Consider the following 14,489-nt stretch of genomic DNA (forward strand, 5'->3'; position numbering starts at 1 on the left):
TTAATCTCTTAATCTCTTAATCTCTTAATCTCTTAATCTCTTCACGCCCAGCGTTGAAGTCACCGCCACACCTCAGGCGGACGACAAATGCTTAGATGCTAGGCAAAGCCGAGCAACGGAGCGGAGCATACTAGAGTATGTGAGCACCGTAGCACAGGCTTTAACGACGCAGATGAGCATTTGTCGTTCGCCTGAACATTTGTCGTCCGACTGAGAGAGACTTAGACGGCTTGATCGTTTGCAAACTGACTATTATAAAGATCCGCATAGAAACCATTTTCAGCAAGTAATTCTTTATGCGTTCCTTGCTCAATAACATTCCCGTGATTCATAACCAGAATCAAGTCCGCGTCACGAATCGTCGACAATCTATGCGCAATCACAAAGCTTGTACGGCCTTCCATCAAATTCCCCATTGCAAGCTGGATGTTAAGCTCTGTCCGCGTATCAACACTTGACGTCGCCTCATCCAGAATCAAGATGCTCGGATCAGAAAGAATCGCGCGCGCAATCGTCAATAATTGTTTTTGCCCTTGCGAAATATTCGAACCTTCTTCATTCAGAATGGTGTCATAACCGTCCGGCAAACGTCTGATAAACTCATCCGCATAAGCCGCTTCTGCCGCCGCGATAACTTCTTCCGTCGTCGCGTCATCTCGTCCATAGGCAATATTATCCGCGATTGTACCGTTAAATAACCATGTATCCTGAAGCACCATTCCGAATTTATCACGCACATCATTTTTCGTCATATCGCGCGTATCGACACCGCCAAGACGAATACCTCCGCCTTCCACATCGTAAAAGCGCATCAGCAAGTTAATAATCGTTGTTTTACCCGCACCAGTCGGACCAACAATCGCCACCATCTGGCCTTCTTTGACATCAATATTCAAATCGTGCATCAATGGTTTATCTGGCGTATAACCAAATTTCACGTGATCGAAAACAATCCGATCCGATTCTCCCGCACGATGTTCTACGTTTTCTGGAATAATATCCTCTTCTTCTTGTTCATCCAACACTTCAAAAATACGTTCCGCCGAAGCCATCGTGGATTGAATGACATTCGAGATGTTGGCTACACTTGAAATCGGTTGTGAAAATAGTTGTACATATTGTGTAAACGCCTGGATATTACCAACTGTCAGCGTACCATTCGTTACAAAAATACCACCACCAACACAGACCGCCACATAACCAAGATTACCTACAAATTGCATTAACGGCATCATGATACCCGAGATGAATTGCGCTTTTTTCGCAGCGACGTAGTAATCTTTATTCACCACATCAAATTTGCCAAGCGTTTTCTTCTCTTGACCAAATGCCTTCACAACCGTATGTCCACCAAAAGTTTCCTCTACGTGATCGTTTAGCACACCAAGGTTTTTCTGTTGCGCGCCGAAATACTTTTGCGAACGGCTAGCGACAATGGCTACGAGTAACACACTAAGTGGAACGGTCGCAACAACAATCAGCGTCATCTGCCAACTAATCGTCAACATCATAATCAGAACGCCGACAATTTGTACAATCGCCGTAATCGCCTGCGTCAATGCCTGTTGCAACGTATTCGCGATGTTATCCATGTCATTCACAGAACGACTTAAAATATCACCATTCGAACGCGTATCAAAATAGCGCAGTGGTAAACGGCCCAATTTCGCCTTCAATTCTTTACGCATGTCATACACCGTGCGTTGCGCTACACTCGACATCACATATTGTTGCAGGAAGCTAAAGAGCGAGCTACCTAAATAAAGCATCAGTACGACAAACAAGACATCAAAAATCTTATCATAGTTAATCCCAGCCGGCGTCATTACACCAGCAAATATCTCCGTCGTCGCCTTCCCAAGTTCTTTCGGGCTAATAACGTTGAAAATGGTTGACAGTATCGCGAGTAAAAGCACTACAATGAGTGAGATAGCACGCGGTTTCATATATCCTAATAAGCGAAACAAGGACTTTTTAAATTCCTTAGGCTTGGCTGTTGGCATCACGGTTCTTCCGCCACCTGGGCCGCCGCCATGTCCACCTGATCCTGGTCCTGGACTCATGCTATCTCCTCCTCTGATAATTGTGATCTCATAATTTCTTGGTAAATTTGATTCGATTCTTTCAGTTCTTCATGTGTTCCAATTCCAGCAACTTTACCTTCGTTGACCACGATAATTTGATCCGAATCAACAACCGACGTAATCCGTTGCGCCACAATAATCGTGATTGATTCACGCGTTTCCGGTTTTAAGGCCGCACGCAACAACGAATCCGTTTTAAAATCGAGCGCTGAAAAACTATCATCAAAAATATAAATCTGCGGTTTCCGAATCAACGCACGCGCAATTGCCAAACGTTGCTTTTGACCACCGGAGAAGTTATTTCCGCCTTGTTCGACGCGACTATTTAAGCCATCCGATAATTTCGAAACAAAGTCTTCCGCTTGAGCCGTCCGCAAACCAGCCCAGATTTCTTCTTCCGTCGCCGTTTCATTACCATAGCGCATGTTTTCCTCGATATCACCAGTAAACAACATCGCTTTTTGAGGCACTAGACCGACCTTCATCCGCAAATCTTCCTGCGTCATTTCTTTCACATCAAGACCATTCACGCGAACAGATCCCTCTGCCACATCATAAAAACGCGGAATCATATTGATAATCGTAGACTTCCCAGCCCCCGTACTACCGATAATCGCGATCGTCTCGCCAGCTTTAGCCTTAAAGGTGATACCCTCAATAACTGGCTTTTCAGCACCTGTATAGCGGAAAGTAACGTTATCAAATTCCAATGAAACTGGAGCCATTGCATTTTTCGCATCTTTAGGATCATGAATTTCCGTATCCATTTCCAGTACTTCATTAATACGCTCTGCCGAAGCTGCCGCACGTGGAATCATGATAAATACAGCTGAAACCATCATAAACGCGATCATAATTTGCGTCGCATATTGAATGAATGCCATCAAATCCCCAACTTGCATGCTGCCATCACCGACAAATTTCGCGCCTATCCAAATAATCGCGATTGTCGTCAAGTTCATAATCAGCATCATCATCGGACTCATCAAGGAAAGCAGCCTATTAACGCCAACCGCCGTTTTCGCGTAGTCCTCATTGGAAACATCGAATTTCTTCAATTCATCATCGCCGCGATTAAACGCACGAATCACTCGAATCCCCGTCAAACCTTCGCGAATAACTTGGTTCAATTTGTCCATTTTCTTTTGTAGCGATTTAAACATCGGCATCGCTTTTCCACCGATAAGTACAACCAACACAAGTAAAATTGGCAATACTACCACAAAAATAAGCGACAGTTTGGCATCTTTACCAACTGCCATAATCACGCCACCAATCAACATAATCGGCGCCATTACCATCATTCGCAACATCATGTACAACACGTTTTGAATTTGTACCACATCATTCGTTGAGCGCGTAATCAAAGACGCCGTCCCAACTTTGTCAAACTCCTGCAATGAAAAATTCTCTACCCGGCCAAAAATGTTATCCCGCAAATCACGTCCAAATCCCATCGAAATTTTGGATGCATAGTACACAATAACAACGGAAAGCCCTCCTGAAAGTGCAGAAATGCCTAACATCTGCAAACCTACTTTCCATATGTAGGCCGTGTCACCTTTTGCAACACCTTTGTCAATAATGTCTGCCATCAGCGTCGGTAAATACAGCTGACCAAGCACTTGCAGAAATGTTAGTACTAAAACTAGTACAATACCCCATTTATAGGCGCCCATTCGCTTCATTAATCTCATCATAACGTTGCTTATACCTCCTCGTTCTCAGCTTTTTTGTTGAGATACTCTGTTAATTTATCCAGTAGCGAAATTAATCTCTCCATTTCTTGTTTACCCAAAAACAAGGTCATATCCTCAAAATTCTTGTGAAAAGTTGAAATAATTTGTTCTACTACCTCTTTGCCCTTTTCCGTAAGTTGAATATACGCGGCTCGTTTGTCCACTGGATCCTGGCTTCGAACGATTAGCTTCTTCTCCTCGAGCGCATTGATTTGCTGCGTCACGCTAGGTTTAGATACCCTAAGAATCGCTGTCGCATCCGATACTTTCATGCCTTGTTCGTGAACTGAATGTTGTAAACCTTGATGTAACATAAACAAGAACCGTGTTTCGGACCGCTTTAAACCAGGAACCTTAAAGTTTTGCAGCTCGGCCCGCTTGAAGTTCATAAAAGCTTTCACAACGGATTGGCCTAAATCTTCCTCCGAATTATTCACTCTCTTGCATCCCCTTTTTATTTAGTTTACTTAACTAAGTATATTACTCTTATGTAGAAAGTCAAGCATAAACCATTGCAAAAAAACTCCCAGCAATGAAGCTAGGAGCCGTTCTTCGTTCTCTTATTTAATACGCCGTCCAGCCTGCATCGGCGGTCACGACGGTACCATTTACAAAGCTAGAATCATCCGATGCTAAGAATAACGCGACTTTTGCTATTTCTGATGCTTGCCCAACCCGCGGATTCGTTCCCATACCAATCATCGCGCGCGCTTGACCAAATTCATCTGGCGCATAAAGCGTTGTTCCGATATTCGTCTCTACCGCACCCGGCGCAATCGCATTACACCGAATATTCTTAGTGGCATATTGGAAGCCGACATTTTTTGTAAAACCGACAACCGCGTGTTTCGAAGCTGTATAAGCCGCACCTGCACGTGAGCCAAATAGACCGCCCGCTGATGCAATATTCACAATGACACCACTTTCTTTCGGCTCAAAAATGGACAATGCTTTTCTCGTAGCACGCATCACGCCCGTTGTATTAATCGCAAAAACCCGATCCCAAAGGTCATCCGTCATGTCGCCAGCAGGAACAAAATTATCCATGATTCCCGCATTATTAACGAGTATATCCAACGTGCCGTAAGCTTCGACCGCTTTATCAATCATTGCTTGCACGTCCTCTTCCTTCATTACATTAGCAACCACCGCCAAAGCTTCCCCATTGATAGCCTTGATTTCAGTCACCGTCTCCTCCGCCGCTTCCAAATGTATATCCGCAACGACTACTTTCGCGCCCTCTTTTGCATAAAGTAAAGCAATTTGACGTCCCATTCCTGATGCCGCACCAGTTACTAACGCTACTTTTCCAGCTAATTTACCCATGATTATTCCTCCTCGAATTTAAATTGCGCCAGAGTTTCAAAAACAACTCCGTACATTCAGTATAGCCCTGTTAGGCGCCCAACTTCAATAGGTAATGAAAGCGGTTTTTGTTGCTTTGGCGACACTTTTGCGGTATATGTATACTAACAACGAAAAAGGACGTGAAAAAATGACCGCAAAACCTGACCGCCGCATCCGAAAAACGAAAGCCGCCTTCGCCAATGCTCTCCTGACACTTCTAAATGAGAAAGCCTTCAAGAAAATCACCGTCACCGATATCGTCACGTTTGCTGATGTCAATCGCGGAACGTTCTACAAACATTATCAAGAAAAAGAAGATTTGCTAGATGAAGTCATCGCGGACGTACTGACCGACCTCGAAGTCGCCTACCGAGATCCCTATGAAAAAATGACGCCGTTCTCCGTGGAAAGAATGACACCAGCGATGGTCAAGATTTTCGATCATGTTTACGCCCATAAATTATTCTACAAACAAGCCATCGATGATAAATTACGACCAGGTTTTCAAAACCAATTATGCGACGCGATAAAACGCATTGCTCTTCGCGATTTTGCGGACGTTTTAAAACATTCGAACGCCAATCCCGAACTCCATGCAAGCTATCAAGCCCACGCCATTTTTGGATTAATTGTCTATTGGGCACAATCTAATTTCGACTATTCACCCGCTTATATGTCCGAGCAATTGCTCCAAATCGTGCATCCCGACACTTCCTTTACTACTTAGTAATTGTTACAGTTCGTTATCATTTTCTGATTAGTCTATACTTTAATCACGACCTGCCTTATAATAGGGAGATATTGTTGTGAGCGTGATAACATTCACTTAACGCCTAGGTTTATCGAAAGGAGCAGGTCGCATGGATAAAAGTCAAACCGCATCAAAATTAAGCTTATTCTCCCTCGCATGGCCTATCTTTATTGAGCAATTCTTGCGAGTCATGATTAGCTACGTCACCGTCTTTATGTTAGGGCACTATTCCGATGACGCCGTCGCAGCAACCGGTGTCGCGAATCAGATTCTCGTGCTTTCCGTCATCATGTTCGCTTTTATCAGCGTCGGCGTGCAAATCCTTGTCGCACAAATGATTGGCGCAAAAAAACACCGACTCATCGAACAAGTCATCACAAACGGCATCGTGTTTTCCGTCGTAATCGGCGCCATTGTCAGCCTTATTTTCCTGCTGCTATCCGCGCAATTTCTAACATGGATGGGCCTTGATCCACACCTAGTCGAAATCGGCACACCGTTCCTCGAAATCATCGGGGGCGTTTCTATCCTAACCGCGATTCCCTATTCGATCATGCCAATTTTGCGGACACATGGTTACGTTCGCCAAGCTATGTACATTCCCGTTGTCGCTGGAATTATCACAGTCATAGGAAACTTCCTCGTTTTATACGGACCACTTTCCTATTTAGATTTAGGCGTTACAGGCGTGGCACTAGCAACGGTTTTCGGCAACTTTATCGCCGTTTTCCTATCCATCTGGCTTCTGCATCGTCACGTCGAATACCGCTTCAAATGGCATAAATTCAAAGAACTATCGCGGCGAACGATGTATTCCATTTTGCGACTCGGCTTACCTTCCGCTGGTGAAAATATGTCCTACGCAGGTTCACAGCTCGTCGTCACAGCCATCATCGCACTCATGGGCACCGACGCCCTGACGACCAAAGTGTACGCCTCAACGGTCAGCCAATTCGTTGCCCTGTTTGCCATCTCAATTGGCCAGGCATCGCAAATCATCATCGGACGCGCAGTTGGAGCAAAAGAAGTAGACCGCGCCTACAAACAAGGCTTACGAAGCTGGAAAATTGGGCTCGCCATTGCCGTTTGTCTCAGCGTTCTCATCTACTTCTTCTCAGAACCAATCATGCATCTATTCACGTCCAACGAAGAAATTATCGCGATGACTAAACAACTATTCTTCCTGTCCATCTTTCTCGAAATCGCGCGTTCCACCAACATCATTATCATCAGCAGTCTCAACTCAACAGGTGACGTCCGCTTCCCATTCATCGTCGGCATTATCGTGATGTGGATAGTCAGCCTCCCATTCTCCTATATCCTTGGAATCACCGCAGGAATGGGACTAGTCGGCGTCTGGCTCGCTTATATCATCGACGAAGGAATCCGCGGGGGCTTGATGGTATACCGCTGGCGCTCCAAAGTCTGGTCCTTGAAATCTGTTCTATAGGCCTAGTAAATCGGCGGCAAGCGTTCGCATTGTTGGGGTTGTTCGAAATGAAATGAGTTACAACCCCAATATGCATGAGAGCAGCGCGAGCATGTAATCCTCCCCGGTTGTTCGAAATGAAATGAGTTACAACCCCAATATGCCTATGAGCATCGCGAATAGGCGTTCCTCCAGGAGATTTAGAACAAGGATGCGGTACATCTTTGTGGTTCTGCTACACAAGAGCAGTTACGCTTAACTTCTCGCATGGTCGAGAAAACTACTCTCTCCCTACTTTTGTTGTGGTTCTTTGAAGCGAATTAGAACCTCAATATGCAGAGGAACGCAGTGAGTCTGTCTTCCTCATTCTCACCAAACACCTTGAATACAAACGCTTTCGCTCGATTTGTGTAGAGCCGGATTTATGTCTTACCCAACGACATAGTTCGCGATGTCTTGTGTCAGGACTTTTCTGTACTTACAAAAATGTAATGTCAGCGTCCCAAATTGTCACCTAATGAAATGGTTCTAGCGTACCGATCTATCGTATAATAAAGACATCAAGTTACGAAAGGACGTTATCATTATGAACGATCAAAAAATATTAAATGCACTCAGCTATTTCAGCTTATTCTTCGCACCATTTATCGTACCGATTGCCATCTGGATTTTTAGTGGTACAGAAAATACGAAACATCATGCAAAAGTGGCTTTATTCACACATATCCTACCAACAATTGGAGCGATCTTTACAACACTCAGCATCGGACTTGTCGGATTTAGCACCAATAGTTCGAATGTCACCGGTTTTATCGGGCTCGGTTTAGTCGTTGTAGTTGGCCTTATGACCATTGTCCTCGCACTATTCAATATTGTCCGAGGTATCCAAGCGTTGACGGCAAAAGAAGATAATCCACGTTTTAACTCCATCAATTAATTCATATAAAAGCTAGCTGAGAACAAGATTCCAGCTAGCTTTTGTGATATAATATGGGATGAAATGGGGGAATGCATCATGCGTTTTATCTTTGCTTACTTAACTGTATTTATATTGGGGATCTTTTCTGTTATTGGAATGGAAGCCATTATGTACGGTGAAATAACGTATCAGCTCGTGTTTGCAGCAATTCTGTTCGCTGCACCGCTCATACTCGTTGGCACGACTATCGCCGAAATGTTCTACGGCTTCAGCAAAAATGCGACGGCGAAACGCTTCATCATTTGGGGCTTTCTTTTCGGAGTGATCGCAACCGTAGTCATCACCAGCATCCTACAGCTCATCAGCGCGATAATGGTCATCTTGATTTCACTGCTCGGCGGTGTACTCTGCGCGATTCTAGCATGGATCTTTTTTGCGATTCGCGGCGGTCAAAAAGCAAGTGGAAAAGCGGCAACCAGCACAAAAAGCAACACCTAACGTCAAATAGCGATGAAATCCAATTTTCATCGCTATTTTTGTATTCGCATTGAAGGTTAACTTTCCAAATAATTGGGTATATACAACGGATACCTATATTTATATCAGAAGGGAGTAATTTACTATGTCTCCAAATAATATTGCAGAAGACACAGCATCACACATCCTCACGTTGCTTAAAAAAGACGCAGACTTCCATAACCATTGTACACAAGAAGTCTTAAAAACTGGATCTACAATACCGTTATCCGGTCTAAATAATAACTTATATCTAATAGAAAACGGTTTTTTGAGCTGTTTACGAGATATTGGTTTAGACGAACACTTACATATGCTCCTACAACCTGGCGATTTTTCAAGTCTTCCATCTGATTCAGAAGAAATTCCTGAAATAACAGAATGCAAAGCACTAACAGAAGTTACCTATTGGAAGATCGATACTGCTTTCTTTAAAAAAAGGATGTCCCGCGAAGATCCTGATGGCGAGATTTTTGCCAAATATGCCACTCAGTCTAGAAAAAATATCGAGGAGCATTTCCTAATGGACCGCATGCATCCCGAGGAACGGATTTATTTCAGCCTACGCCTCATGATGCAACTTTCTTCGCCAATAAGCACCAACGTTACACAGCTCCCATCTTTCGTCACCAATGAAACGATAGCCGAATATGCGCTTACCCCGGCCAACTATACCTTGAATATTTTGCAAAAATTACAAGAAGAACAGATTCTTTCTATCGGTGTAGATCACTGGCTAATAATCGATGTTGCAGCATTCCATACTATTTTACAAGCGAAGAACATTCTATAATCGCCGTCACCTTCAAAAACAGAAAAGCAGGGACCTGTGTATAGCGCCATTCTAGAAAATGGTGTATACATAGATTCCTGCTTATTTTTCATTCTAGAAACGCTTGTATCAAACCTCTTCTTCCACATGCTGAATCAACTGCAAACGCACCGTCTCCAACTTATGTCCGTAGAAGTCTTCCTCAAATTTATCCCAATCCACAAATCCGCGTGCCTTATAAAAAGCAATCGCATTTGTATTTTCCAGTTCCACATTCACAAATAATGGCAATGGCAACGCGAACAACTTGATACCTTCATCAAGCAACATCGTTCCATATCCCATATTCTTCACACCCGGCAACAAATAAAAAGCCGCGAGTTCACTCTTACGTTTCTCAAGCTCGATAAAATTAGCAAAACCAATCACATTAGCATCCTGCTCCAACACCGCAAATGGCGTCGCAGAAACACGCGTTTTCAGCGTTTCCAAATTATAAAACATGTCTAAAAATCGATCTTGCACCGCGCGTGGAATAATATCCTCATACGTGTCATGCCAAGATTTTTCCGCGATATTTTGAATAGCCTCGATATCTTCTAGCGTTCCTTTTCGAATTTGAACTGTCATCTGTGATTTCCCCTTTCATCTTTTGAGATGTAGCGTTATCACTTAGTATACCCTTTCATTGGTATTTTAGTCACGCCAAAGCACACGACACCAATTCCTGATTTTCTGTTTCAAACTGCTCTAAATAACGCGACATCGCCCCGCAGAACTCGATTTCCATCACGCCTTCATACAAAAAATCACATGGCTGCAGAAAATTCAACGCGCGATTCCCTACAACCGATACCTCGCTAAGTTCCAAAATGTGCCCCACAAACTGCGAGCAGAAAAACTCATTTTTCCCCGACAAATCTAAACGTAATACTAAACCTAAAATTCCCCAAAAATTGTAGCGATAATTATCCGCCGTCAGCAAAAACCAATCCAGCTCTTTTTGAATACGCATCTGCTGCTCCGCCGTGATATCATAACTAAGAATCGCAGTCGCGGCATTTTCAAGCACCCCGCTGCGCATATCTTCCTTAATAAAACCACCATTCAACGGATTACGTTTCCCAATCCGCCCAAAACTATAAACCTCCGTCAAATCCTCGGTCAAACTAATCGATACATGATTAAACGGTTTTCGCGTGTATTTTTGAATAACCCGCCCTGGAATTGTCGCTGTTTTTGTCAAAATGACGTATACCTTCATAACCAAATTCCCCCATAAAATAAAGAAGTGAGCGCGAGAGCCCACCTCTAAATTATTGCTCTACTTTAATATTTCCAGATCCTGTGCGTACCTTGATAACTTGGTTTCCGCTTGTTTTGATGTTAGGTGATTTAATATCGCCAGAATTGCTTCGTAGGTCTAAGAAACCATTGAATGCCCCCGGAATCTCGATAGTAACATCTCCTGAATCCGCGTCTACCGTCACATCTTTCGTCACATCATGAAACGATAGATCAACTTCACCAGATCCACTCGTAACACTCGTCGCGTTATCTAATCCAGACAACTCCACATCGCCAGAATTATTGTCGACTTTCACCGCGCCACTCACTTGTTCTCCGTCAATACTACCCGAACCATTTTTCAGCGTCGTTGTTTTCGCCGCAATTTGGTTCACTTCGATATCACCAGAACTCGAGGTTGCACGAAGCGTGTCGCCAGTCATTCCCTGCACTGAATTCTCACCAGAACCATTGATGACTTCTAGATTGGATGTCACATTTTTCAAATCGATATCGCCAGAACTATTTTTAACAGTTGTCGTGTCCGCCGTTAGATTCGACGCTTCAATTTCGCCAGAACCACTCTCAAGCGTAATCGTTTTCGCCGTCGCATCACGCACGACCAAATCACTCGAACTCATATCGCTCGCCAGCTGCCCCAATTTCGCGCCTTTTGCCACGTGAATTGTCACCGTCTGCTCGCCATAAATTTGAAACTCTAAAAACTGGAACCATTCCTGCTCATTTTCCACATTAATGGTCAAACTATCCTGATTGGCCTTTACGCTCTTATCCAAGCGATTAATCACCTCTTGCGACAAATGTCCGCTCATCGTAACGTAATTTTTTCCAGTCGTACTTTCCGCCACATTCACGCGCAAATCCTGATCACCCATCAATTTAATCACCGAAATGTCACCGTCCGCCAGCTGCCACTCCCGGTGGTAAGCCTCGCCACGATCCACATTATTATTATCAAAAGTCAGTCCAAAACCAATACCACCAACGACTAGAAGAGCCGCGCCGATAATTAGCAGTTTTAATTTATTTTTAAACATGTTTGCTCTCTCCCTTCATCAAATGAATATTGAATTTCGTATAACCCACTGTAGCCATAATCATCGCTTTCGCCATCCAAATTGTAACGACGAAGAAAATGAAGCCCAGACCAACAATACCAATCGTTCCAAATAATTTATACCATTCAAAAGCTTGATTCAGCACCGCGTCCAAAATAAAGCCGAACGGAGTTAAGAAAAATCCCACAGTCGATCCGATGAAACCCGCGACTACACCCCAAAAAGATAGAAGCAAGGAGTAAACGACCAAATTCGGAATCAACATTGCTAAAAATACGCCCACTTTGAAGCCTGCCCCACGTTTTTTAGGCTGACTCGGTCTTGGCACATAATACGGATCCTCTGGTAATGATTCACCGCGCTCCGCCAAAATATCACGCGCAATTTCATCGGGAGTTCCAAGATCAAACACAATTTCCTGCTCCGATTTCCCACTCGTTTCACCTGCTGCAAAATGCTCCATATAATCCGCTAATATCTCTTTTCTTTCCTCAGGATCCAGTCCCGCCAATTTTAGCGCTAGCTCATTTAGAAATTCTGTTTTATCCAATTTGCTCTCCCCCTTCTACAAATAATCGATTCACATTCGACACAAAATCTTTCCATTCAAACATTAATTCCGTCATATACATCTCACCCTTAACCGTTAGTTGATAATATTTCCGCGACGGGCCTTCAGTCGACTCCTTCAAATACGTGTCGCAATAACCCTCTTTCACCAAACGCCGCAATACCGGGTAAATCGCACCCTCCGCAACTTCCACATACTGTGAAACATGTTGCGCCAGCTCATAGCCATATTGATCCTTCTTATGAATCAGGAAAAGGCAGCATAACTCAAGCACACCTTTTTTAAACTGCACATTCACTTCCATGCCGAACCCTCCATTTCTTATTACCAAAATTCCAGTACTGAACATTAATCACTACTTGTTATACATACTATACCACGCACTACTAATTAATGCAAGGTAGTGAATAAAAAAAATAGTATTGTCAATTCCACATTTTAATGTTAACCTAATATCATATCAAGTTAACAAAGGAGAAATTATGAGAGATAAAAAATTAAAACAATTGATTATTAATGCCCTATTTGCTGTTATTATCGCTATTCTTGCCCAAATCACTATTCCAATCGGGCCTATCCCACTAACAGGACAAACCTTCGCAGTCGGTCTTGCCGCAACGATTCTTGGTGCCCGCAATGCCACTATCTCCGTCGCCGTTTACATCGTCCTTGGCGCCATTGGAGTTCCCGTTTTCGCTGGTATGACAGCTGGACTAGGCATCATTTTTGGCCCAACAGGTGGTTTTTTAATTGGCTTCCTATTCAACGCTTACATTACAGGCTACCTCATCGAAAAAACGAATTTCAGCATGGCCTACGCTATTTTCGCTAATATTATCGGAGCCTTCGTAACGCTATTATTCGGTGCCTTCTGGTTGAAAATCAGTGGTGACCTATCATGGGGCACAGCTTTCACAGCCGGTGTTATCCCATTCATCATCCCAGGAATCCTAAAAGCAACATTTGCCGCACTAGTCGGAATCAGCATCCGCAAGCGCCTTGTCTTTGGTAAATTGATCTAAATTTTCCGAATTCAAGGGAAAACGTTATACAAACCCACTTTCCTTCGATATAATAAAAAGGACAATCTGTATGAAAAGGGGACATAATATGACGCTATACGATTACAACAATCTAAAAGAAAGTTTCGATACCGACAAAATGCTTGCCACCTTGATGAAATCAAACGAAGACACACCACCTTATACGGAACTTACTTACCGGCGAAATGAGGTTATCATGAAAGAAGGTTCCGCCAATCGGCACTTCTACGTTGTCAAAAAAGGAATGGTCGCGATGTCAAAAGGAACTGCGCGGGATGATTCCATTCTGACATTTTGCGGTCCAGATGATATTTTAGGATTCTTAAGTGTCCTAGAAAATGCTGTATCGCCCATTTCCTACACCGCTATTAGTGAAGTCACATTGCTCCGATTCGAGCGCCAGTACGTTATCGACAAAATTACCTTTAGCCAAGAAAGCTTCTGGTACGCGTATTTCTTCTATCTAAACTTTACGCACCCGATTCTCGTTCGTGAATCACTTTCTAATCTACCGTCCGACAAAAAAATTCTAGCAGGTCTTGTTATCGTAGCCGAACGTTTCGGTCGCGCTGAACCAGATGGCTCTTATCTTATTCCGTATTATTTCACACAAAAAGTAATTGGCAAGTATCTAAATTTGGCGCGAGCCTATGTCGCCACTAATCTACGTAAATTAGAACAAGACGGTCTCATTTCCCTTTCACCAAAGCCATGGAAAATACATGATATGGCAGCGGTTAAAGAGATGTTGGACATGAAGTATACGGATCTCTATTCCCTAACAAAAGAATAAATAGTATGCCAGTGATGATCCTATCACTGGTTTTTTATTACATAGATGTGACAAGTTTTTGACGGAATACGCTTTCTTTTGGAAACCGTTACAAATATTTAGTGACGATTAGACTAAACTTTAGTATAATAGCCTTATTACACAAAAAGGGAGAGAATT

The 14,489-nt window shown here is 43.3% G+C and carries 16 protein-coding genes; 7 read left to right on the forward strand and 9 right to left on the reverse strand.

The window, feature by feature from the left end; all coding sequences use genetic code 11:
• Positions 1-221: 221 nt before the first annotated feature.
• The 4 genes from HPK16_RS06945 to HPK16_RS06960 all read right to left on the reverse strand — a co-directional run bounded on the left by HPK16_RS06945 (position 222) and on the right by HPK16_RS06960 (position 5,149).
• A complete protein-coding gene (locus HPK16_RS06945) occupies positions 222-2,063 on the reverse strand; it encodes an ABC transporter ATP-binding protein (protein WP_181676279.1) in 1,842 nt (613 codons plus the stop codon).
• Positions 2,060-3,784 carry an ABC transporter ATP-binding protein gene (locus HPK16_RS06950; RefSeq protein ID WP_181676280.1) on the reverse strand — a complete coding sequence of 575 codons (1,725 nt, stop codon included), beginning with the start codon at positions 3,782-3,784 and terminating at the stop codon, positions 2,060-2,062. The genes HPK16_RS06945 and HPK16_RS06950 overlap by 4 nt, the downstream gene beginning before the upstream one ends.
• An 8-nt stretch (positions 3,785-3,792) precedes the next feature.
• Complete coding sequence (locus HPK16_RS06955) at positions 3,793-4,260, reverse strand: MarR family transcriptional regulator (RefSeq protein ID WP_181676281.1); 468 nt, start codon at positions 4,258-4,260, stop codon at positions 3,793-3,795.
• 127 nt (positions 4,261-4,387) lie between these two features.
• Positions 4,388-5,149 carry an SDR family oxidoreductase gene (locus HPK16_RS06960; RefSeq protein ID WP_181676282.1) on the reverse strand — a complete coding sequence of 254 codons (762 nt, stop codon included), beginning with the start codon at positions 5,147-5,149 and terminating at the stop codon, positions 4,388-4,390.
• Positions 5,150-5,318: 169 nt separating this feature from the next.
• On the opposite strand from HPK16_RS06960, the gene HPK16_RS06965 reads away from it, so the two are divergent.
• The 5 genes from HPK16_RS06965 to HPK16_RS06985 all read left to right on the forward strand — a co-directional run bounded on the left by HPK16_RS06965 (position 5,319) and on the right by HPK16_RS06985 (position 9,578).
• Positions 5,319-5,897 (forward strand): TetR/AcrR family transcriptional regulator, encoded by a 579-nt coding sequence (locus HPK16_RS06965; protein WP_181676283.1) that lies wholly within the window; start codon positions 5,319-5,321, stop codon positions 5,895-5,897.
• A gap of 133 nt (positions 5,898-6,030) precedes the next feature.
• Positions 6,031-7,371, forward strand: coding sequence for an MATE family efflux transporter (locus tag HPK16_RS06970; protein ID WP_181676284.1), 1,341 nt, complete (start codon positions 6,031-6,033; stop codon positions 7,369-7,371).
• 565 nt (positions 7,372-7,936) lie between these two features.
• Positions 7,937-8,287 (forward strand): magnetosome magnetite crystal formation protein family, encoded by a 351-nt coding sequence (locus HPK16_RS06975; protein ID WP_181676285.1) that lies wholly within the window; start codon positions 7,937-7,939, stop codon positions 8,285-8,287.
• A 78-nt stretch (positions 8,288-8,365) separates the two neighbouring features.
• Complete coding sequence (locus HPK16_RS06980) at positions 8,366-8,767, forward strand: hypothetical protein (protein ID WP_181676286.1); 402 nt, start codon at positions 8,366-8,368, stop codon at positions 8,765-8,767.
• Positions 8,768-8,891: 124 nt separating this feature from the next.
• The gene (locus HPK16_RS06985; protein WP_181676287.1) at positions 8,892-9,578 is read left to right on the forward strand and encodes a Crp/Fnr family transcriptional regulator; all 687 of its coding nucleotides are present in this window, start codon (positions 8,892-8,894) and stop codon (positions 9,576-9,578) included.
• Positions 9,579-9,686: 108 nt separating this feature from the next.
• Here the strand turns inward: HPK16_RS06985 and HPK16_RS06990 are convergent, their stop codons facing one another.
• From HPK16_RS06990 to HPK16_RS07010, 5 genes are all read right to left on the reverse strand, one after another.
• The gene (locus HPK16_RS06990) at positions 9,687-10,187 is read right to left on the reverse strand and encodes a GNAT family N-acetyltransferase (protein WP_181676288.1); all 501 of its coding nucleotides are present in this window, start codon (positions 10,185-10,187) and stop codon (positions 9,687-9,689) included.
• Positions 10,188-10,257: 70 nt separating this feature from the next.
• Positions 10,258-10,821, reverse strand: coding sequence for a hypothetical protein (locus tag HPK16_RS06995; RefSeq protein WP_181676289.1), 564 nt, complete (start codon positions 10,819-10,821; stop codon positions 10,258-10,260).
• 52 nt (positions 10,822-10,873) lie between these two features.
• Positions 10,874-11,902, reverse strand: coding sequence for a DUF4097 family beta strand repeat-containing protein (locus tag HPK16_RS07000; RefSeq protein ID WP_181676290.1), 1,029 nt, complete (start codon positions 11,900-11,902; stop codon positions 10,874-10,876).
• Positions 11,895-12,473, reverse strand: a complete 579-nt coding sequence (locus tag HPK16_RS07005; protein WP_181676291.1) for a DUF1700 domain-containing protein — start codon at positions 12,471-12,473, stop codon at positions 11,895-11,897. The genes HPK16_RS07000 and HPK16_RS07005 overlap by 8 nt, the downstream gene beginning before the upstream one ends.
• Positions 12,466-12,798, reverse strand: a complete 333-nt coding sequence (locus HPK16_RS07010) for a PadR family transcriptional regulator (RefSeq protein ID WP_036066286.1) — start codon at positions 12,796-12,798, stop codon at positions 12,466-12,468. Before HPK16_RS07010 ends, HPK16_RS07005 begins: the two co-directional genes overlap by 8 nt.
• A 178-nt stretch (positions 12,799-12,976) precedes the next feature.
• Between HPK16_RS07010 and HPK16_RS07015 the strand changes: the two genes are divergently transcribed.
• Together HPK16_RS07015 and HPK16_RS07020 are read left to right on the forward strand one after the other, a co-directional pair.
• Positions 12,977-13,516: a biotin transporter BioY gene (locus HPK16_RS07015; protein WP_181676292.1), complete on the forward strand. Its 540-nt coding sequence runs from the start codon at positions 12,977-12,979 to the stop codon at positions 13,514-13,516.
• An 88-nt stretch (positions 13,517-13,604) separates the two neighbouring features.
• On the forward strand, positions 13,605-14,330 hold the full coding sequence (locus HPK16_RS07020; protein ID WP_181676293.1) for a Crp/Fnr family transcriptional regulator: 726 nt from the start codon (positions 13,605-13,607) through the stop codon (positions 14,328-14,330).
• The last annotated feature ends 159 nt before the right edge of the window (positions 14,331-14,489 follow it).

It is taken from the genome of Paenilisteria rustica, from assembly GCF_013820765.1.
GTDB classification, from domain to species: domain Bacteria; phylum Bacillota; class Bacilli; order Lactobacillales; family Listeriaceae; genus Listeria_A; species Listeria_A rustica.